This is a genomic window from Mycobacterium sp. 2-64, from assembly GCF_035918375.1.
Classification (GTDB): domain Bacteria; phylum Actinomycetota; class Actinomycetes; order Mycobacteriales; family Mycobacteriaceae; genus Mycobacterium; species Mycobacterium intracellulare.
Genome location: NZ_CP142361.1, coordinates 2,665,162 through 2,685,617, shown reverse-complemented (window position 1 = coordinate 2,685,617; position 20,456 = coordinate 2,665,162). Strand labels below are relative to the sequence as shown.

The 20,456-nt window shown below is 70.2% G+C and carries 14 protein-coding genes (1 of these 14 running past the window's edge); 7 read left to right on the top strand and 7 right to left on the bottom strand.

Going from position 1 to position 20,456, the window contains the following annotated elements; genetic code table 11:
- Nucleotides 1-10: 10 nt before the first annotated feature.
- Complete coding sequence (locus tag QGN31_RS12660; RefSeq protein ID WP_326544705.1) at nucleotides 11-1,408, bottom strand: HNH endonuclease signature motif containing protein; 1,398 nt, start codon at nucleotides 1,406-1,408, stop codon at nucleotides 11-13.
- A 177-nt stretch (nucleotides 1,409-1,585) separates the two neighbouring features.
- Nucleotides 1,586-2,275 (bottom strand): PadR family transcriptional regulator, encoded by a 690-nt coding sequence (locus QGN31_RS12655; protein WP_009956802.1) that lies wholly within the window; start codon nucleotides 2,273-2,275, stop codon nucleotides 1,586-1,588.
- A 61-nt stretch (nucleotides 2,276-2,336) separates the two neighbouring features.
- Here QGN31_RS12655 and QGN31_RS12650 point away from each other — a divergent pair, with 61 nt between their 5' ends.
- A complete protein-coding gene (locus tag QGN31_RS12650) occupies nucleotides 2,337-3,257 on the top strand; it encodes a TIGR03619 family F420-dependent LLM class oxidoreductase (RefSeq protein WP_014382706.1) in 921 nt (306 codons plus the stop codon).
- On the opposite strand, the gene QGN31_RS12645 is transcribed toward QGN31_RS12650, so the two are convergent.
- Entirely contained in the window at nucleotides 3,250-4,047 is a 798-nt protein-coding gene (locus QGN31_RS12645) for a hypothetical protein (protein ID WP_064893878.1), read from the bottom strand. The two genes, QGN31_RS12650 and QGN31_RS12645, sit on opposite strands and share 8 nt — an antisense overlap.
- A 93-nt stretch (nucleotides 4,048-4,140) precedes the next feature.
- Between QGN31_RS12645 and QGN31_RS12640 the strand changes: the two genes are divergently transcribed.
- The 6 genes from QGN31_RS12640 (at nucleotide 4,141) to QGN31_RS12615 (ending at nucleotide 10,214) form a co-directional block, all read left to right on the top strand.
- Entirely contained in the window at nucleotides 4,141-5,265 is a 1,125-nt protein-coding gene (locus QGN31_RS12640) for an FAD-dependent oxidoreductase (RefSeq protein WP_201409279.1), read from the top strand.
- Nucleotides 5,262-6,575 (top strand): APC family permease, encoded by a 1,314-nt coding sequence (locus QGN31_RS12635; protein WP_014384862.1) that lies wholly within the window; start codon nucleotides 5,262-5,264, stop codon nucleotides 6,573-6,575. Before QGN31_RS12640 ends, QGN31_RS12635 begins: the two co-directional genes overlap by 4 nt.
- Nucleotides 6,576-6,579: 4 nt before the next feature.
- On the top strand, nucleotides 6,580-7,077 hold the full coding sequence (locus tag QGN31_RS12630) for a flavin reductase family protein (protein WP_009956799.1): 498 nt from the start codon (nucleotides 6,580-6,582) through the stop codon (nucleotides 7,075-7,077).
- Nucleotides 7,078-7,079: 2 nt separating this feature from the next.
- Complete coding sequence (locus QGN31_RS12625) at nucleotides 7,080-7,793, top strand: pyrimidine reductase family protein (RefSeq protein ID WP_201409278.1); 714 nt, start codon at nucleotides 7,080-7,082, stop codon at nucleotides 7,791-7,793.
- A 120-nt stretch (nucleotides 7,794-7,913) separates the two neighbouring features.
- Complete coding sequence (locus QGN31_RS12620; RefSeq protein ID WP_008257297.1) at nucleotides 7,914-8,255, top strand: hypothetical protein; 342 nt, start codon at nucleotides 7,914-7,916, stop codon at nucleotides 8,253-8,255.
- A 177-nt stretch (nucleotides 8,256-8,432) separates the two neighbouring features.
- Nucleotides 8,433-10,214: a serine/threonine protein kinase PknE gene (locus QGN31_RS12615; RefSeq protein ID WP_201409277.1), complete on the top strand. Its 1,782-nt coding sequence runs from the start codon at nucleotides 8,433-8,435 to the stop codon at nucleotides 10,212-10,214.
- Between the two features lie 33 nt (nucleotides 10,215-10,247).
- On the opposite strand, the gene QGN31_RS12610 is transcribed toward QGN31_RS12615, so the two are convergent.
- The 4 genes from QGN31_RS12610 to QGN31_RS12595 all read right to left on the bottom strand — a co-directional run.
- The gene (locus QGN31_RS12610) at nucleotides 10,248-11,741 is read right to left on the bottom strand and encodes an MFS transporter (RefSeq protein WP_201409276.1); all 1,494 of its coding nucleotides are present in this window, start codon (nucleotides 11,739-11,741) and stop codon (nucleotides 10,248-10,250) included.
- Nucleotides 11,742-11,770: 29 nt separating this feature from the next.
- Complete coding sequence (gene ngg / locus QGN31_RS12605) at nucleotides 11,771-13,561, bottom strand: N-acetylglutaminylglutamine synthetase (protein WP_008257303.1); 1,791 nt, start codon at nucleotides 13,559-13,561, stop codon at nucleotides 11,771-11,773.
- Entirely contained in the window at nucleotides 13,558-15,363 is a 1,806-nt protein-coding gene (locus QGN31_RS12600) for an N-acetylglutaminylglutamine amidotransferase (protein ID WP_009953549.1), read from the bottom strand. Before QGN31_RS12600 ends, ngg begins: the two co-directional genes overlap by 4 nt.
- A 95-nt stretch (nucleotides 15,364-15,458) precedes the next feature.
- A protein-coding gene (locus tag QGN31_RS12595) for a non-ribosomal peptide synthase/polyketide synthase (protein ID WP_201409280.1) crosses the window boundary here: on the bottom strand, nucleotides 15,459-20,456 show its 3' end. It continues 26,244 nt past the right edge of the window; the window shows 4,998 of its 31,242 coding nt (coding positions 26,245-31,242); the start codon falls outside the window, past its right edge — the gene reads right to left on this strand; the stop codon is at nucleotides 15,459-15,461.

Here is a 20,456-nt window from a genome sequence, read left to right as displayed (position 1 = left end):
GCGAAAAGTGTTATGCGGCGCCGGGATTGTCGGCTTCTTCGTCGTCGTCGTGTTCGTGGTGGAGGAGTTTTTCGGGGTGGTGGTAGGTGTTGGTGCGGGGTTGGCCGCGCTCGAGGTGGGGTGGGGGTTTCGATTCGGTCTCGCCGCGGGTGTTTTTGCGGGTGGTCCAGCCGCCGGGGTCGAGCATGCGGTGATGCGGGCCGCAAGCGAAGGTGAGCTGGTTGATGTCGGTGCTGTGACAGGTGCTGTAGTCGGTGGTGTGGTGGACTTCGCAGTAGTAACCCGACACGGTGCAGCCCGGGGCGGTGCAGCCGCGGTCCTTGGCGTACAACACGATTCGCTGTCCCGGGGAAGCCAGCCGCTTGGTGTGATACAACGCCAGCGCCTTGCCCTTATCGAAAATCGCCAAGTAGTGATGCGCGTGGCGGCCCAGGCGGATCACCTCACTCATCGGCACAATGGTGCCCCCACCGGTGAGGGCTCGCCCGGCGGCGGCCTCCAACTCGGCCAGGGTGGTGGTGACGATGATGGAGGCCGGTAACCCGTTGTGCTGACCCAACTCCCCAGAGGCCAACAGCCCACGCAGCGCCGCCAGCAGGGCGTCATGGCCGCGCTGAGCCTTCGAGCGCGTATCACGATCGATGGCCTCTTGGCTGGGCGTCCCCTCCACACACGGCATCTCATCAAGCGGGTTGCACATGCCCGGCGCACCGAGTTTGGCTTCCACGGCCTCCAGCGTGGCGCGTAGTTCGGGGGTGATCAGGCCCCGCAACTCCGACATGCCGTCGGCTTGTTGTTTGCCCAGGGTCACCCCGCGGCTACGGGCCCGGTCCTCATCGGTGAAAAGGCCGTCGGGATTGAGGCAATCTTCCAGGACGTGGGCCAGGCCGTCGAGTTCGTCGGGCCGGTGATACGCGGCGTGGCCGGCCAGCTCGGCTTCGACCCGCTCGCGGGTGGCTGGGTCGATCCAGCCGGGCAGGCGGCGAAAGAATCGGCGGATCACCGCCACATGGGCGGCGCCGAGTTCACCGCGGGCCTGGGCGGCGGCGGTGGCGGCCAACACCGGGGGCAAGGGTTCACCGGTCAGGCCGTGGCGCGGGCCCAGATCGGCGGCGTCTTTGACCCGCCGGGCGGCCTCGGTGTGGCTGATCCGCAGCCGGTCGGCGATCGCCTGATCCAGCGGGCCGCCGAGTTCTTCGATGCTGGCTTGGCGGGCCAGGTGATTGATCAACGCATGCTCAGCCACCGGCAGCCGGCGGCGCGTCTTTTCGCAGCGCTCTAACAGAGCCAGGCACTCCCGAGGAGCCAGCGCATCAAAACTCAGCCCCGCCACGCCCTCGATCGCGGCATCAAGCGCGTCGAAGGCCGCGCTGATCGCGTCCCGATCGATGATGCCGCCCGAACCCATACCGTCAAACTATCGAGGCCCACCGACACAAAACCCCGCATTGTGACCACAGAAACCACAGTGACACACGGGAATTCAATATCCGTTTCCGATATCCGAAACAGCGAGCGGGCGAGCGGAAACGAGCGACGGCACCGGAAAGGCGCACCAGAACTAGTCTGAAGAATCGAACCAGAACTAGTCGGCGCCGCGCTTCGCCTGGACCTGCTTCTCGATTTCCCGCCAATACCCCGGCGTGGGGCGCGGCTTGCCGAACCCGCCCTTCTCGGCCTTCTTCAGGACGGCGTCGGCCTCGTCGATGTCCTTCATGAGCTCGAGCGCGAACTCACGCTCGGCGGCGTAGTACTTCGCCGCCCAGCGCAAGGCGATCACCGAATACGCCCACGCGGGTTCGCCCTCGGCGCCGTCGGCATCCTCCACCGCCTTGCGGTGGCGGGCATCGGCGAACGCCACGTGTTCTTGCAGCAGTTCCTTGAGCCGAGCCGGATTGGTGAGGTGACCGAACGTAACCCGAAGCAGCACACTGTGTTTGAGCACCGGCGGGTCCACCGGCGCGTCGTTGACCCACTCGATTGCGGCCGCCATGCCGGCTTCGGTGATCTTGTAGAGCCGGCGGGTGCGGGTGCCCTCGTCCCGCTCGACGCGCGACGTGACCAGTCCCAAGCCCTCCAGCTTCTTCAGCTCCGTATAGATCTGGCTGTAGGACGGGCTCCAGTAGTACAGATCGACGCTCCAGTCGATCCACTTCTTGAGGTCGTAGCCGGAGATCTCCTCCTCATAGGACATCATGCACAGCAACGCGCGACTGGTCGCGGCCAATGCCGCGTTCGTCGGCTTTTTGCTGGCAGGGTCCGTTTCGGAGTCCACGTGGCCAGGTTAACAACACGCACCCTAGATTGGGGGACATGGACCGCTGGCTGGGACGCCCGTGAAATTCTCCTTCCCCGTTCCGCACATGCTGCGCCTCAAGGCGATTTCGCAACCATGGGAAGCGACCGTCACGGGCCCCGAACAGCGGCGCATGATGCGGTGCGCCGACCAGTGGGGCTACGACATGATCGCGGTGCCCGAACATCTCGTCATCCCGACCGACCACGTCGAGTTGTCCGGGCCGCACTACCTGCATTCGACGGTGGCCCAGGCCTTCATCGCCGGAGCCACCGAACGGGTCGCCGTCAATTCCTGCATCACCATCCTGCCGCTGCAGCATCCGATCGTGCTGGCCAAAGCGCTTGCCACCGCCGACTGGATGAGTGGCGGCCGGATGATGGTCACGTTCGGCGTCGGATGGCTGGCTCGGGAGTTCGAGCTCGTGGGCGTGCCGTTCGCGGAACGCGGGCGGATCGCCGACGAGTACCTGGCGGCCATCGTTGAACTGTGGACCAGTGACGCGCCGACATTCGAAGGACGCTACGTGTCGTTCGCCGACATCGCCTTCGAGCCGAAACCCGTTCAAAAACCCCATCTCCCGATCTGGATCGGCGGCGACGCCGACGCCGCGTTGCGCAGGGCCGCCACCTTTGGTTCGGGCTGGTGGCCGTTCCTAACCAAGCCCGAGCAGATCGCCGAAAAGCTGGACTACATCAAGTCCCAACCTTCCTATGACGGGCGGCCTTTCGAGGTGATGCACGGGCTGGGCACCAACCGGGTCGGCGAAGGACACGTCGCGCGCCGCGACGCAAGCGATCGGCCGGGCATGAGCGCGGCGCAGATCGTCGACCGGTTGGGCTGGCTCGCCGAGCAGGGCGTTACGATGACCGCGGTCCCCGTTCCGGCCGTCGGTGGCGTGGACGAGTACCTCGACTACGCGCAGTGGGTCATCGAAGAGATCAAGCCGCAGCTCACCTGACCTGCAGCCCGCGCCGGCGCACCCATCCGAGCGCGGCGACGCTGCACGCGACCCACACGGTGACCGCGATGCCAACGTGGACAAGGCTCTTGGTGTCGCGCCCGAACACCGGCCAGATCAGGGCGGGCACCTGCTGCCACAGCACCCGGTGCTCCACACCGTTCATCGGGTCGGCCACGTAATACAGCGCGTACGGCAGCGCGAGCGCCAGCAGCCAACTGCGCGTGCGGCGCAGATCGCCGCGCTGGCGCCAGCGCCGGACCAGCGGCTCGACGCTGACCGGGTGCAGCACCGAGATGAGGTTTCCCACGCCCAGCCACGACACGATGGGAACCGCCACGGTGGGGATCGTAATGCCCAGGCGCGCAGGCGTTTCGAGCCACAGCGTCAGCACCGTCGCGGCGGCCAGGGTGGGCAACCCGACGATCGCGAGCAGGGCGAGGTTCTTGATCAGCAGGATCCGCCCGAACGGCACGCCCGCGGACAGGCCCCGAACGATGCGGTAATGATCCGCGCCCAGGAAGTTGGTGGTGGTCACATCGGCGAGGACCCACGACGAGAAGTAGGTGCCCACCAGGATCACCCAATCGTGGTGACGGCCCACCGGGGTCAGCGGCTGCACCAGCAGCCAGGCGGCGGCGACGACCACGTTGGCCACCACCCCCATCAGCCAGGTGCGCGGCGGCGTGAACGCCCACCGGATCTCGGCGACAACCGCCGGGAACAAACCCTTCTCGAAGTCCTTGGCGGCGCGCTGTGCCGCGGCGGGACGGGGGGCCGAGGCCCGCACGAGGGCGCGCAGAAGAGCGTCCAACTGATGTGGCCTCCCCCGCTATCGGCTCGTCGGCGTTCGTCCGCACCGCACGCAGGGCAGGATAGCGCCATGAACCGAAAGCGCGTCGTCGTCGCGGGACTCGGGGACGCGGGCGTCCTCGCGGCGATCCGGCTGTCGCGGCACGCCGACGTCGTCGGGATCTCGGCCAAACCCGCGCTGGTCAGCGGCCAGGAACTCGGCGTTCGGCTGTCCCGCCCGCACGATTGGGCCCGCGATTACTGGATCCCGTTCGACCGGTTCCGCCGCCTGGATCGCGTCCGCACGGTGCAGGCGACGCTGACCGGGGTGGACCTGGGCGCCCGCATCGTCTTCGGCCGGGGCCAAGACGGCGCGACGATCGCCGAACCCTACGACGCGCTGGTCATCTCGACCGGCGTCAGCAACGGGTTCTGGCGCCAGCCGACGTTGCAGTCCGCCGCCGAGATCGGCGCGGGGCTGCGCGCCGCGCACGACCGGCTGGCCGCCGCCGAGTCGGTGATCGTGGTGGGCGGCGGCGCGGCGGCCGTCAGCAGCGCCCTCAACATGGCGACCACCTGGCCGGACAAGCGAATCGACCTGTACTTCCCCGGCGAGTCCGCGCTTCAGGAGTATCACCCGCGGACTTGGCAGCGGATACGCGCCCGGCTGAGCGGGCTGGGCGTCGGCGTGCACCCCGGCCACCGCGCGGTGATCGGCGAAGGCTTCGCGGGCGACGAACTCACCGACGAGCCCGTGCGCTGGAGCACCGGACAACCCCCGGCGGACGCCGACGCCGTGCTGTGGGCGATCGGGCGGGTGCGGCCCAACACCGGTTGGCTGCCACCGGAATTGCTCGACGAGCGCGGGTTTGTGCGCGTCACGCCGGACCTGCGGGTGCCCGGTCAGCGGGGCGTCTTCGCGCTCGGCGACGTCGCGGCCACCGACCCCCTGCGCAGCTCCGCCCGCAATCGCGGCGACGCCCTGGTGGCGCGAAACGTCCTCGCCGAATTCGCGGGCCGCCCGCTGCGCACCTATCGCGCGCCGACGCGGCGCTGGGGTTCACTGGTCGGCATCCAGCCCAACGGCCTGGAGGTCTTCCTGCCCACCGGCCACGCCTTCCGCTTCCCGTCCTGGTCGGTCGAACGCGTGGTGATGCCGTGGTTCGTGCGCTGGGGCATGTATCGCGGAGTGCGCCAGAACAACCCACTCGGATGAGCGCGCCATCCGGCGGCGGCGAGCTTCGCCGAAGCCTGGGAGTCTTCGACGCGGTGGTGATCGGGCTGGGCTCGATGATCGGCGCCGGGATTTTCGCCGCGCTGGGCCCGGCGGCGCGCGCCGCCGGTTCGGGACTGCTGCTGGGCCTGGCGCTCGCGGCGGTGGTGGCCTACTGCAACGCCACGTCCTCCGCGCGGCTGGCCGCGCGCTATCCCGCCTCGGGCGGCACCTACGTCTACGGCCAACAGCGGCTGGGCGAGTTCTGGGGCTACCTGGCGGGGTGGGGCTTCGTCGTCGGCAAGACCGCCTCGTGCGCGGCGATGGCCCTGACCGTCGGCGCCTACGTCTGGCCCGCGCAGGCGCACGCGGTGGCCGTGGCGGTGGTGGTCGCGCTGACCGCGGTGAACTATGCGGGAGTGCAGAAGTCGGCCTGGCTGACCCGCATCATCGTCGCGCTGGTGCTGGCCGTGCTGGCCGCGGTGATCGTCGCCGCGCTCGGATCGGGACGGCCCGGCTTCGATCCGTTCCGCCTGCAGGGCGCGACCGCCGGCGGTGTGGTGCAGGCCGCCGGACTGTTGTTTTTCGCCTTCGCCGGATATGCGCGCATCGCGACCCTGGGCGAGGAGGTGCGCGACCCGGCCCGCACCATTCCGCGGGCGATACCGCTGGCACTGAGCATCGCCCTGGCCGTCTATGCCCTGGTGGCGATCGCGGCCCTGTCCGTGCTGGGGCCGGCCCGGCTGGCCCGGAGCGCCGCGCCGCTGGTCGAAACGGCCGGCGCGGCGGGCGCGGGCCCGCTGGTTCCCCTGGTTCAGGCGGGCGCGGCGGTCGCGGCGGTGGGCTCGCTGCTGGCATTGATTCTCGGCGTCTCGCGCACGACCTTGGCCATGGCGCGCGACCGCCATCTGCCCCACCCGCTGGCCGCCGTGCACCCGCGAACCCGGGTGCCCCACCGCGCCGAACTGCTGATCGGCGTCGTGGTCGCGGTCCTGGCCGCCACCACCGACCTGCGCGACGCCATCGGGTTTTCCTCGTTCGCCGTGCTGATCTACTACGCGGTCGCCAATGCCTCGGCGTTCACCCTCGGGCGCGACGAGGGCCGACCGCCCCGGGTCGTCCCGGTGATCGGATTGCTCGGATGCGTGGTGCTGGCTTTCGCGATGCCGCGGTGGTCGGTGCTGTCCGGGGTGGCGGTGCTGGGCGTCGGCGTCGCCGCCTACGCGGTCCGGCGACTCATCTCCCGAATGATGTTGCGTCGCGGCGCAAATCGCGGGAACACGATTCCCCGGCGCTGCGACGGGGAAGACTGACCGGATGGCCGACCCCGAAACCGAAGCATTCGACAAGCTGGTGGCGGTGCTGAACTATCCGATGTTCGTCGTCACCACGCAGGCCAACGGCACCCCGGCCGGCTGCCTGGTGGGTTTCGCCAGCCAGGCCAGCATTCACCCGCCCCGATTCCTGGTCGGCCTGTCGCAGCGCAACCACACGTTCCGCACGGCCCGCGACGCCACCCACCTGGCGGTGCACGTGTTCGACCACGACCACCTCGACGTCGTGGAGCTCTTCGGCGGTCAGACCAGCGACAAGATCGACAAGTTCGCCCGCTGTTCCTGGCATTCCGGCCCCGACGGGATGCCCATCCTCGACGACTCGGCCGCCTGGTTCGTCGGGGAGATCCTGGAGCGCTTCCCGCTGGGCGACCACGTCGGGCACCTGCTGGCCCCGGTCGGCGGCAGCCCGCCACGGGAGCTGGAAAGCTGGGTGTCGTTCGGCGACGTTCGCCAACTCGAACCCGGTCACGAGGCGTGAGGGTGGACCAGTCTCCCCGGGTCAGCACCGTCCCCAGCATCGTCGAACTCGCGCCGTTCTATGCCGATCCCCCGGATGGCCTGCGCGCCAACATGATCTTCAGCGCCGACGGCGCCGCCGCGTTCGGGGGGCGAGCCGGTCCCCTGTCGTGTCCCACCGATCAGCGGCTGTTGCGGATCCTGCGCGGGCTGGCCGACGTCGTCCTGGTCGGCGCGGGCACCGCGCGCGCCGAAAACTATGGCCCGATGAAGCTCAGCGACGCGGCGCGGGCCAGGCGGCACCACGAGGGGCGATTCGCGCCCCCGCCGATCGCGGTCGTCAGCCGCAGCGGCGACCTGCCCGCGCGGCTGTTCAGCGATCCCGAACAACCACCGATCCTGGTGACCTGCGCGCGAACCGCGGCGCGCCTCGACCACGACGACCGGCTGCGCGTCCTGATCGCGGGCGAGGACACCGTGGACGTGGCCCTGGCCGTCGCGATGCTGCGCGAGCAGGGCATGCGCCGCATCCTGTGCGAGGGCGGGCCGACCCTGCTCGACGAGCTGGTCGAGGCCGACGCCGTCACCGAACTGTGCGTCACCCTCGCCCCCAGGCTCGCCGCGAGCCAGCCGGTGGGTTACCGCGTGCACCCGGCGCGGCTGACCGCGCCGGTCACGATGCGCCTGGCGCACGCGCTGGTCTGCGACGACTACCTGTTTCTGAAGTACAGCCGCTGACACCGGTGCGCAGAAGCGCTCGACATGCAGCAAGCGGCCACCCTTCCTATGATGAAAACGCCCGGCTTGTCGCCTCCCGCGCTGCACACAGAATGCACACAGAAAAGGATCACCGGCCAGGTGAGCAGTTCAGACCACGACCGTGACTATCGGAATCTGGCGGTGAACCGATTGCGCCCCAGCGAAATTCAGTGGGCGCTCAATCACGATGCCGTGCACGGGATCGCGTATGCGTTCCGGAATCCCGTCGCGGTCGCCGAGTCACTCGAGGACCCCGACGACGACCGCAGGACGTATCTGGTCCGGGTCAAGCGCGACGACCTGGCCAACGCGCTGGAAAAGATCAACGAGTGGATCTTCGACAATCCCGGCCCGGCCGGGATGCAGGCCTACGGATTCGTCCGGGCGCTGTCGCGCGAAGGCCTCACCGACCGCGCCGCCGGGGATGACGACGTCCGTTAAGCGCGTCCCGTCGAATTAGCTGGCTTTCGCTATTCGGTGTGCCCCGCGGTCGCCGAAACCTTAGCCTTATGCCTGCATGCCACCGCATCGGCGGATCCGGCGCCGCCATCGGCCGGGCCCGCGCGAGCGCCACGAATCGGTTTGCGGTGCATGGGGCTGGCGGATGAGGAGTCGCCGATGGATGACACGACCGCGGATACGCGGGCGGGTTCGCAGTTCGGGCCGTACCTGCTGCGGCGACTGGTCGGTCGCGGCGGCATGGGCGACGTCTACGAGGCCGAGGACACGGTCCGCGAGCGTGTGGTGGCCCTGAAACTGATGTCGCCAACGCTGTCCAACGACCCGGTCTTCCGCTCGCGGATGCAGCGCGAGGCGCGCACCGCCGGGCGGCTGCACGAACCCCACGTCGTGCCCATCCACGATTTCGGCGAGATCGACGGCCAGCTCTACGTCGACATGCGCCTCGTCGACGGCAAAGACCTGGCCGGCATGCTGAAGCGGTACGGGCCATTGTCGCCGCCGCGGGCGGTGGCGATCGTCCGTCAGATCGGGTCGGCGCTCGACGCCGCCCACGCGGCCGGCATCCTGCACCGAGACGTCAAGCCGGAGAACATCCTGGTGAGCGCCGACGACTTCGCCTACCTCGTCGATTTCGGCATCGCCAGCGCGACGTCGGACGACAAGCTGACGCAAATCGGCACCACCGTGGGCACCGCCAAATACATGGCCCCGGAACGGTTCGGCGACTCCCAGGTGACGCATCGCGCCGATATCTACGCGCTGGCCTGCGTGCTGTACGAGTGCTTGACCGGCTCCCCTCCCTACACGGGCGACCAGCTCAGCGTGATCGGCGCGCACGTGCACCAACCGATCCCACGGCCCAGCGCGGCGCGGCCCAGCATCCCGGCCGGCTTCGACGAGGTGATCGCCCGCGGCATGGCCAAGAACCCCGACGACCGCTACCTCACCTGTGGTGACCTGTCATCCGCCGCGTACGCGGCGCTGGCCGCACCCGACCAGGATCGGGCCACCGACATCCTGGCGCGCACCCAGATGGCAACGCCGCCTTCGGCATTCGCCGCCCAGGCACCCGGGGGCATCGCGCCGGCACCGCCCCCGGCGACGGCGTGGCCCACCCCTGCGGGCGCCGGCCAGCCATTTGCTCCCGGCGGGCCGGTGCCCCAACCGACCGGCTGGGGCGGCGCTGGGGGCTGGAGCAACGCCGCTGGCCCGCCGCCGTGGCCACCACCGCCGCAAGCGGGCCGCAGGCCCTGGCTGTGGGTCGGCGTCGCGGCCACCGTCGCCGTGGCGCTCGTCGGGGCGCTGCTCGCCGTGGTACGGCCGTGGGAATCTGAGTCCCCGTCGGGGCCGTCGTCCCCACCGCCGGCGCCGGATGCCATCGCGCTGCGGGTGCTCGATGACGGCGTGTACGTGGGCAGTTCGGCCGCGCGGGCGACGATCGACATCTTCAACGAACCCATCTGTCCGCCGTGCGGCACCTTCATCCGGTCGAATGGGGCGGACATCGACGCGGCGGTGAACAACAAGAAGCTCGCAGTGCGCTATCACCTGCTCAACTTCCTCGACGACAGATCGCACAGCCAGACCTATTCGACCCGGGCGGTCGCCGCCACCTTTTGCGTCGCCGCGCAGAACGACGCCAAGCTCTACAGCGACTTCTATTCGGGCTTGTTCGCCAGCAACTTTCAGCCGCAGGAGGGCGGCGCCGAAGACCGCACCGACGGTGAGCTCGCGCAACTCGCCAAGACGGTCGGCGCCGGCGCCACCGTCACCACCTGCATCAAATCCGGCGACGATCTCGGGACGGCCAAGACGAAAGCGGCAAACGGCTATTCGACGCTGTCCGGCGTCAACGCCAACTCCACGCCCTACGTGTGGGACGGCGTCACGTCCGTGAACTATCAGGATCCCGCCTGGCTGACCAGGCTCACCGGGTAGCCGAGCGGTGACGCGCGCGAGCGGGCAGGCCCGTCAGTCCGGGAGCGGCGCCGAATCCCCTTGGCGTTCGGCCTCTTCGGCGTCTTCCACGGTCAGCGGCAACGCCAGCTCTTCCAGCGGGCGCCGCTCGGCGGCGATCCCGAGCCACAGTTCGACCAGCCCGGCCGCGGCCATCACCACCGCGCCGATCAAAAACGACCAGACGACCTCGCTGCGGTGGCCCGAGTTGATCAGCTGACCGAACAGCAGCGGGCCGGTGATGCCGCCGATCGCCGTCCCCATCGCGTAGAAGAACGCGATCGCCAGCGCCCGCGTCTCCATCGGGAAGATCTCGCTGACGGTCAGGTACGCCGCGCTGGCACCCGCCGACGCCAAAAAGAACGCCACGATGAGCACGCCGATGAAGGCCCAGACGCCGCCGGCCTGGGTGACGAACACCAGCGCCAGCACCACCACCGCGAGACCCGAGCCGATGTAGGTCAGCGTGATCATCGGTTTGCGGCCGACGGTGTCGAACAGATGCCCGAGCACCAGCGGGCCGGCGAAGTTGCTCAGGGCCCACAGCACGAAGAAGACCGGCACCATGCCCGACGGCACGGCGTAGAACTGGCTGAGCAGCGTGCCGAGGTTGAACGTGACGCCGTTGTAGAGGAACGCCTGCCCGATGAACAGCGCCAGCCCGAGCACCGCGCGCCGCGGGTAGAGCTTGAAGGCCACGCCGGCGATCTCCCGGAACGAGATCGACTTGCGCTGGCGGATCCGCAGCGGCTTGCCCTGCGGCTCGGGCAGGGGCTCGCCCGTCTCCCGCTCGACCTCCTGCTCGATCTCGCCGACGATGTGCTCGGCCTCCTCCTCGCGTCCGTGAATGAACAGCCAGCGCGGGCTCTCCGGGACGTTGCGCCGCACCAGCAGCACGAAGATGCCCAGGATCGCGCCGATGCCGAAGGCGAGCCGCCACCCGATGTCGGGCGGAAAGTTGGCGGTGTTCAACAGGATCAGCGCGCCGCCGGCGCCGGCGGCCGAACCCAGCCAATAGGTTCCGTTGATCACCAGGTCGACCCGGCCGCGCACCCGCGCCGGGATCAGCTCGTCGATGGCCGAGTTGATGGCGGCGTATTCGCCGCCGATGCCGGAGCCGGTGAAGAAGCGGGTCAGGAAGAAATACCAGGGGGCGAACGCGAACGCGGTCGCCACGGTGGCGACCAGATAGATTGCGAGGGTGAGGATGAACAGGTTTCGTCGTCCGAACCGGTCCGTGAGGTGACCGAAGAACAGCGCCCCCGAACACGCCCCGGCGATGTAGATCGCCGCCGCCATGCCGATCTGCGCGGGGTCCAGCGCGATGCCGCTGCCCGGTTCCATGAGCCGAGCCGAGACGTTGCCCACCATGGTGACCTCGAGCCCGTCGAGCACCCACACTCCGCCCAGGCCGACGACGACGCGCCAATGGAACCGGGACCACGGCAGCCGGTCCAGCCGTGCAGGTACCTGCGTCGTGATGGCGTTGGTTTGCGCGCTCGCACTCACGGGCGTCTCCGTTCTGGTTTCGACCGGCGTCAGCCGCGATCGGAGCGGGACTCCTCGGGCGTCCAGGCCTGCGGCTGCCCGGGGTGGCCGGGGAAGAGGAAATCGATGAAAGCCGCCGCCGTGGGCTGAGGTTCGTGGTTGGCCAGCCCCGGTCGCTCGTTGGCTTCGATGAACGCGTAGTCGGCGCCCGTGACGTCGGGCACCAGCAGGTCGATGCCGGTCACCGGGATGCCGATCGCCTCGGCCGCGGTCACCGCGACCCGGCACAGCTCGCTGTTCACCTGCGCGGTGACGTCGTGGATGGTGCCGCCCTGATGCAGGTTCGCCGTGCGACGCACCCGGAGCCGGGTGCCCTGGGGCAGCACATCGTCGAGCGCCCAACCGGCTTCGGCGACGGTCGATTCCGTGAGGTCGTCCAGCGGGATGCGGGACTCGCCGCCGGTGGCCGCCGACCGCCGCCGGCTTTCGGCCGCGATCAGGTCCCGCACGCTGTGCTCCCCCGTGCCGATGATCTCCGGGGGCATGCGCAGGGCGGCGGCGACGACTCGGCCGTCGATCACGACGAGGCGAAGGTCGTCGCCGGCCACCCGCTGCTCGATGAGCACGTCCGGGTATTGCTTGCGGGCGCGCGCGAGGGCGGCGGACAGGTCGTCGGGCCCGTTGTCGGGAACGACCCCGACCGTGATGCCCTTGCCCTGCTCGCCCCGCGTCGGTTTGACGACGACCTCGCCCACCTCCTTGAGGAAGGCGAAGTCGCTCTCGTCGAAGGTGGCCAGCCGCGCGCGCGGCACGGTGATGCCGGCCTCGGAGACCAGGCGCCGGGTCAACCGCTTGTCGTCGCAGCGGCACATGGCCACCGCCGAGGTGTATTCGGACAGCGACTCGCGGGTGATGACGCTGCGCCCGCCGTGGGTGAGCCGCATCTCGCCGGTCTCGGCGTCGAGCACCTCGACCCAAATCCCGCGGCGCAGCGCCTCGTCGGCGATGATCCGGGCGTAGGGGTTGAGGTCGTCGACCGTCTCGGGCGGCGGGCTGAACAGCGGCTCGTTGATCGCGTTCTTGCGCTTGATCGCCAGCACCGGGACGCGGCGGAAACCCAGCTTCTCGTACAGGCCGATGGCGGCGGCGTTGTCGTGGGCCACCGACAGATCCATGTAGGCGCGGCCCGCGTCGCGGAAGTGCTCGGCCAGCGCCCGGGTGAGGGCCGCGCCGACCCCCGGGAGCCCGGCGGCCGGATCGACGGCCAGCGTCCACAGGCTGGACCCCTCCTCCGGGTCGTTGAACAGCAACTCGTGGTCGACGCCGGTGACGGTGCCGACCACGGCGCCGTCCTCGTCGCGCACCGCGAGCAGATACTTCACCGCCGGCACATGCCGATGGTTGTCCCAGATCACGTCGACCCCGGCGGGGACCATCCCGCAGCGCACGTACACGCGGTTCATGGCGTCGGCGTCGATCGGATCGTTGAGCGTGCGCACCGTCACGCCCAGCGGCGGCGGCGGCGAGGCCTTCTTTTTGCCCGTGAAGCGCAGCCGGTAGGTGTGGCTGGGGTCGATGAACAGCTCGGTCGGCGCCTCGGCGACCACGACGTGGGACTCGCGGGCGTAGATGCAGATGTCGCGCCGGCCGGGACCCTCGCGGCGCAGCGCCTCGACCAGTTGCTGGGAGTCGGCGAAGGTCTGCCCGAAAATCAGTCGGCCCCAACCCAATTCGAGCTCGACGTCTTTCGCCATCGCATCGACCAGCTCCGGCGGCGAAGCGTCGTGCAGACCGAGCGTGATCGCCTCGGTGTGGTCGCCGGACGGATCGACCACGGTCATGCAACCGGCCCCGTGATGCCGTGACGTTGCAACCACAGCTCGAGCAGGGCGATCTGCCACAGCTCGTTGCCGCGCAGCGGGGTCAGCTTGCCGTTGGGATTCTCCAGCAGGGTGTCGACCGCTTCCGCGCGGAACAGGCCGCGCTCCTTGGCAACCGGCGCGTAGAGGGCGTCGCGGACCATGTCGAGGTAGGGCCCCTCGAGATGGGTCAGCGCCGGAACCGGGAAATAGCCCTTGGGCCGGTCGATGACCTCCGATGGAATCACCCGCCGCGCAGCCTGTTTGAGGACGCCCTTGCCTTCGTGCGCGATCTTCAACTCCGGTGGGCAGGTGGCGGCCAGTTCCACCAGCTCATGGTCGAGGAACGGAACCCGGCCCTCCAGCCCCCACGCCATCGTCATGTTGTCGACCCGCTTCACCGGGTCGTCGATGAGCATCACGGTGGTGTCGAGCCGCAACGCGCGGTCGACGCCCGTCTCGGCGCCGGCCTGCGCGAAGTGCTCGGTGACAAATCGGCCACTGGGGTCGCCGGGCGCCATGATGCCCGGGCCCAGCAGGCCGGCCAGCTCGGCCGAATCACGGTCGAAGAAGGCACCGCGGTACTCGGCGACCGCACCCTGCAGCGACGCGGCGGCCGGTGAGCCCATCGGTGGGTACCAGTGATAGCCGGCGAACACCTCGTCGGCGCCCTGGCCGGACTGCACGACCTTCACGTGGCGCGCCACTTCCTGACTGAGCAGATAGAAGGCGACGCAGTCGTGGCTGACCATCGGCTCGCTCATCGCGCCGATGGCCCCGTCGAGGGCGGGCAGCATCCGTTCGGTCTCGATGCGGATCTGGTGGTGGTCGGTCTCGAAGCGCTTGGCCACGATGTCGGAGTACTGGAACTCGTCGCCCTTGACGCCGCCGGCCGACTCGAAGCCGATCGAGAAGGTGGACAGCCCGTGCTGGCCGGCCTCGGCGAGCAGGCCCACGATCAGGCTGGAGTCGACACCGCCGGACAGCAGGCAGCCGACCGGCACGTCGGCCACCAGGCGGCGCTTCACCGCCAGGCGCAGCGTGGACAGCACGGCGTCTTCCCAGTCGCGCTCCGACCAGTCCGCGCGGTCGGCGTGCCGGGTGAAGTCGGGCGCCCAGTACGTGGTGACGGTGCGCCTGCCGTCGGGCTCGATCGCGACGAGCGAGGCGGGCGGCACCTTGCGCACCCCGCGCAGGATGGTGGCCGGGGCGGGCACCACCGAGTGGAAGGTCATGTAGTGGTGCAGGGCGACGGGGTCGATGCGGGTGTCCACGCCGCCGCCGGCCAGCAGGGCCGGCAGGGTCGAGGCGAAGCGGACCCGGTGGTTGTCCTCGGTCAGGTACAGGGGTTTGATGCCGAGCCGGTCGCGCCCGAGCAGCACTCGCCCGCTGTCGCGCTCGACGATGGCGAAGGCGAACATGCCGAACAGGTGGCTGACGAAGTCGTCGCCCCACCGGTGGTAGGCCTTGATCAGAACCTCGGTGTCGCTGTGCGAGAAGAAGCGGTAGCCGTACCCGCTGAGTTCGCTGCGCAGTTCCTTGTAGTTGTAGATGCAGCCGTTCCAGGCGATCGACAGGCCCAGTTCGGAGTCGACCATCGGCTGCGAGCCGGCCTCGGTCAGGTCGATGATCTTGAGGCGACGATGGCCGAGGGCAACCCGGCCCTGCGACCAGGCGCCGCCACTGTCCGGGCCCCTCGGCGTCAGCACGGCGGCCATCGCTGAGACCGCCGCTACCTCGGGCGCCCGCCCGTCGAGTCGTACCTCCCCGGTGACTCCGCACACCTCTTCGACCCTACCGGGGCCCGATTCGGCGCGCGCGTGACGTCCGCCAAAAGCGCTGCAACGGCCCATCAACGCCCATGATCAACGCGTGGTGATCACTGCGATCGCCGCGAGTGTGAGGTGGCTCGCATCGTCGCGCCCAGAAGGTCGCGCAGCCGCTCGCCGTACCTCGCCACCGATTCGGCGGTCAGCATGTCGTGGTGCGTGCAGTCGATCGCGTGCACCGCAATGTGGCCGGACGCGTAGGGCGCCCACGATCGCGACAGCCCCGCGCCGCGATCGCCGTCGTCGCGGGCCGCGGAAAACACGGTGATCTCCCCCTCGAAGCGCCCCGGCTCGTGGCGGCGATAGAGCTCGATGTTGTCGTTGAGGTTGCTCAGCAGTTGCGCGACGAGCGGTTTGCTGCGCGGCCGGCGTTCGTCGGCGTGTCCGTCTTGTTCGCCGGGGCCGATGTTGTTGGCCCGCAACACTTCTTCGAGCACCCGCTGCTCGCCCTGGGCGTGCTCGCCCACGGCCATGCCGCCGTCGAGGCCGGGTTGGGCGTCGAGGAGGATCAGGCGCCCGATCTCGCACCCCCGCCGCTGCAGCTCGATGGCGACCTCGTGGGCCACGACCCCACCAAACGACCAGCCCAGCAGGTTGTAGGGCCCGTCGGGATAGGCGTGCTGGATCCGGTCGGCATAGGTCTGCGCCATCGCCCGGATGGACCGCGGGCCGCCGTCGCCGTTGCGCGGGACCTGCTGGATCCCGATGATCGGGCAGTCGAGGTGGTTTCCGAGCACCTGATACGGCCAGCTCACCCCGCCGGCGGGATGCACGCAGAACAGCGGGACACCGCCGGCCCCCTGCTTGAGGGTCTGCACCGGAACCACCTCGTGCGCGTCCGTCGTGGGCGTGCGCAGTCGCTGACCCAACCCGGCGACCGTGGGCGCGTCGAACAACGTGCGCACCGGGAGATCGGCACCCAGGCCGGTGTTGATCGCCGCGATGAGACGCATCGCGGAAATGCTGTCGCCGCCCAGGTCGAAGAACGAGTCGTCGACCCCGACCCGCTGAACGCCGAGCACGCGCGCGAAGGCCGCGGCCAGCGCCTCCTCGAGCGCGTTCGACGGGGCCCGGTACCCGCTGCCGGTGTACTGCACCGCCGGCAGCGCGCGGGTGTCGAGTTTGCCGTTGGGCGTCAGCGGCAGCGCGTCGAGCCCGACCACGGCCGCCGGCACCATGTAGCCCGGCAGCCGTTGGGCCAGCGCGGTGCGCGCCTCGCCCGGGTCGGCGGTTCCGGTGATGTACCCCACCAGTCGTTTGTCGCCGGGGCGGTCCTCGCGGGCGATCACCACCGCCTGGTCGACGTCCTCCAGCGCGGCCAGCGCGGTCTGGACTTCGCCGAGCTCGATGCGGTAGCCGCGGATCTTGACCTGCTCGTCGGCGCGGCCCAGGTATTGCAGCTGGCCGTCCGTTGTCCAGCACACCAGGTCCCCGGTGCGATACATGCGCGACCCGGGCGCCCCGAACGGGCACGCCACGAACCGCGACGCGGTCAGCCCGGACCGGCCGACGTAACCCGCGGCCACCCCGTCGCCGGCCACGTACAGCTCCCCCACGACGCCCGCGGCGACGGGACGCAACCAGCCGTCGAGCACGAACAGCGCCGCGCCGTCCACCGGCGAACCGATCGGCGGCGTCCCGGATCCCGCCGTCAGTGGCGCGCTGATCGCCACGCACATCGTCGTCTCGGTCGGGCCGTAGGCGTTGACCATCACCCGGCCCGGCGCCCACCGGTCGACCACCTCGGGCGGGCAGGCCTCCCCGGCCATCACCAGCGACACCGATTCCAGCCCTTCGTGGGACAGCATCGCCACCGCGGACGGCGTCTGGGTCAGCACGCTGACCCGCTCGGCGGCCAGCAGGTCGTGGAAGTCCCGCGGCGAGCGCGCCACCGACTCGGGCACCACCACCAGCCGCCCGCCGCGCAGCAGCGCGCCGAAGATCTCCCACACCGAGACGTCGAACGCGTACGAGTGGCTTTGCGTCCACACGCCGGCTCGTGGCAGGCCCGCATCCAGCGGCTCCAGCAGCTGCGTCACGTTGCGATGAGTGATCGCAACGCCTTTGGGAACGCCGGTGGTGCCCGAGGTGTAGATGATGTAGGCGATGCCGTCGGGCGGGGGCGCCGGCAACGGCGTGCCCGCCGCGGTGTCGGTCGGTGCGTCCTCGATGTCGATGACGGTTACGTCGCACCCGTCCAGCCGCGAGCGCAGGCCCGTGGTGGTGACGGCCGCGACCGGCGCGGAATCCTCGAGCATGAATCTGATCCGGGTGGCGGGCGCCGCCGGGTCGATCGGCAGGTACGCCGCACCGGTCTTGAGCACCGCCAGGATCGCGACGATCGCCTGCGGCGAGCGCGAAAACAGCAGGGCCACAGCCTGTCCCGGGCCCGCGCCGTGGCCGGTCAGCAGGTGCGCCAGCCGGTTGGCGGCGTCGTCGAGTTCGCGGTACGTCATCGACAGGTCGCCCCAGCTGACCGCCACCGCGTCCGGCGTCCCGGCGACGTGCGCGTCGAACAACGCCGGAATCGACGGGAATTCGAGCGGCGCGCGGGCCAGGACCGCCCGGTTGCCGACCTCGTCGAGGCGCGCGTGTTCGGACCCGTCGAGCAGGTCCACCGACGAGAGCGGCCGGGCGGGATCGGCGGTCATCGCGACCAGCACCCGCTCGAACCGCTCGCCCAGCGCGCCGATCGTGTGCGCGTCGAAGACGGCGGCGTCGTATTCGACCCGAAGGCCCAGTTCCTCGCCGGACAGCGCGGCCTGCATCGTCAACGGGTAGTGGTTGCGCTCGAACATGTTGACGTCGGTGATGCCCAGCTCGTGGTCGACGGCCATCGCCGAGGTGTCCAGCGGGTAGTTCTCGTAGGCGAACAGGGTGTCGAACAGCTTGTCCTGACCGATGATTCGGTGGATCTCGCTCAGTGCCAGGTGCTGGTGGTCGAGGGTCTCGGTGTGCGCGCCTTGCAGCTGGGCCAGCAGGTCGGCCGCGGTGGTCGCCGCCGTGATGCGCGCGCGCACCGGGACGGTGTTGATCATCAGGCCCACCATCGCGTCGGCGCCCGGGACGTCGGCGGGCCGGCCCGAGACGGTGGTGCCGAACGCGACGTCGTGCTGGCCGGTCAGCCACGCCAGTAGCTGCGCCCACGCGGCGTGCAGCACGGTGCTGACGGTGGTGTGGCTGGAGCGGGCCAGCTCGCCGAGCGCGGCCGTGATCCCCGCGGGGACCGCGAACGACTGGACGCCCCGGGCGCCCGGCTCCGGCTGGTGCGGCGGGCCGACCAGCGTCGGGGTGTCGAAGCCGTCGAACACCCCGGCCCAGGCCTCGCGCGCGGCGTCGCGGTCGCGTTCGGCCAGCCAGGCGACGAACCTGCGGTAGGGCGGGGGCGCGGGGAGGCGCTGGCCGGTGTAGCAGGCGAACGTCTCGTTCAGCAGGATCGGGACCGACCAGCCGTCGAGCACGATGTGATGAATGGTGAGCACAAGCCGATGCCGGTCCTGCCCGGTGCGGATCAGCACCGCCCGCACGGCGGGCTCGTCGGCCAGGTCGTAGACGGCTTCGCGTTCGGCCGCGCACAGGCGTTGGATCTGCTCCTCGGGTTCGGACCCGTTGGCCGCGACCTCGAGGTAGCGCCAGGCCATCGCCGGGTCGGCGGGGATGATCTGCACCGGCTCGTCGAACCGGTCGCTGAACCGGGCGACGAGGTGCGGATGCCGGGTGATCACCGCGTGCATCGCGTCGCGCAGCCGGTCGCGGTCGATCGGACCGGCGAGGCTGAGGTCCAGCTGGACCACGTAGAGGTGGTCGTCGGAGCCCCGCATGGTGGTGGCGTGGAACAGCAGCCCCTCCTGCAACGGGGTCAGCGGCAGGACGTCGGCCACCCGGTGGGTCCGCTCGAGCTGGTCGATCTGCGGCTGGTTCAGCCGGGCGGGCGCGATGTCCGACGGGGTCAGTCCGCCGCCGCCGTCGCGCACGTGCGCGCAGATGCCGGCCAGCGCCTGGAACCACAGCGTGCTCAGCCGGGCCACCTGCTCGCGGTCGAGCGCCGAGGGCGCCCACGTCCAGGTTGCGTGCAGCTGGGGGCCGTCCTCGGTGTCCATGGTGCCGGCGTTGAGGTCCACGGTGTGCATCAGCGGCATGGGCACCGCGGTGCTGGCGGCGGTGGCCGCCGCGCCGTCCCGGCTGATCCGCCACAGCTCGTCGGAAAGTTCGGCGGCCGCCCCGCCCAGCCGGCCGAGGTAGTTGAACCCGATCGTCGGGTCGGGGCCGTCCAGGTCGACCTCGTCGTTCAGGTAGCGCAGCAACCCGTAGGTGAGCGGGTCGGGCAGGGCGCGCAGCTGCTCCTTGGCGTCTTTGAGCAGCGCGCCCAGGATCGGCGCGCCGGCCACGACGTCCGCCCAGGACAGGCCGCCGACGTTGAGGGCCACCGGGTATTTGGCGGTGAACCAGCCCACGGTGCGGGACAGGTCCACGCCGGCGGCCAGCTCCTCGTCGCGGCCGTGGCCCTCGACGTCGACGCCGATCGGGGCGCCCGCGTTGCCCAGGAATTCCGCCCAGGCCAGCGCGAACCCGGCCAGCAGGATGTCGTTGATCCCGGCGTGGAAAGCGGCCGGCGCCTCGCCGAGCAGCGTGCGGGTGGTCTCGACGTCCAGCAGCACCGACAGGTTCTCGGCGGTCTCGTAGGTGTCCAGGCCGGGACGCACGGCCGGCAGCGCGGGCGGGGTCGCCGCCACCCGACGCCAGGCTTCGGCCCGCTCGGTCACCGCGGGCGCGTGCGCGCGCTCGGCCAGCAATGACGCCCAGCGGGCGAACGACGTCCCGCCGGTGGGCAACGCCACCGGCTGCCCGTGGTGGTGCTGGCCCCAGGCGATGTTGAGGTCTTCCAGCAGGACCCGCCAGGACACCCCGTCGACGGCCAGGTGGTGAACGATCAGCACCAGCTGGCCGGTGGGTGCGACCCACAGCGCACTGAGCATCACCCCGGCGGCCGGGTTCAACCGGGCCCGCGCCTCGACGACCGCCGCGTCGGTCAGTTCGTCCACCGAGAG

Bases quoted from the DNA above. Each gene is read 5' to 3' on its own strand.
- QGN31_RS12660 (WP_326544705.1), bottom strand. From the start codon at position 1,408: ATGGGTTCGGGCGGCATCATCGATCGGGACGCGATCAGCGCGGCCTTC.
- QGN31_RS12640 (WP_201409279.1), top strand. From the start codon at position 4,141: ATGAACCGAAAGCGCGTCGTCGTCGCGGGACTCGGGGACGCGGGCGTC.
- QGN31_RS12635 (WP_014384862.1), top strand. From the start codon at position 5,262: ATGAGCGCGCCATCCGGCGGCGGCGAGCTTCGCCGAAGCCTGGGAGTC.
- QGN31_RS12630 (WP_009956799.1), top strand. From the start codon at position 6,580: ATGGCCGACCCCGAAACCGAAGCATTCGACAAGCTGGTGGCGGTGCTG.
- QGN31_RS12615 (WP_201409277.1), top strand. From the start codon at position 8,433: ATGGATGACACGACCGCGGATACGCGGGCGGGTTCGCAGTTCGGGCCG.
- ngg (WP_008257303.1), bottom strand. From the start codon at position 13,561: ATGACCGTGGTCGATCCGTCCGGCGACCACACCGAGGCGATCACGCTC.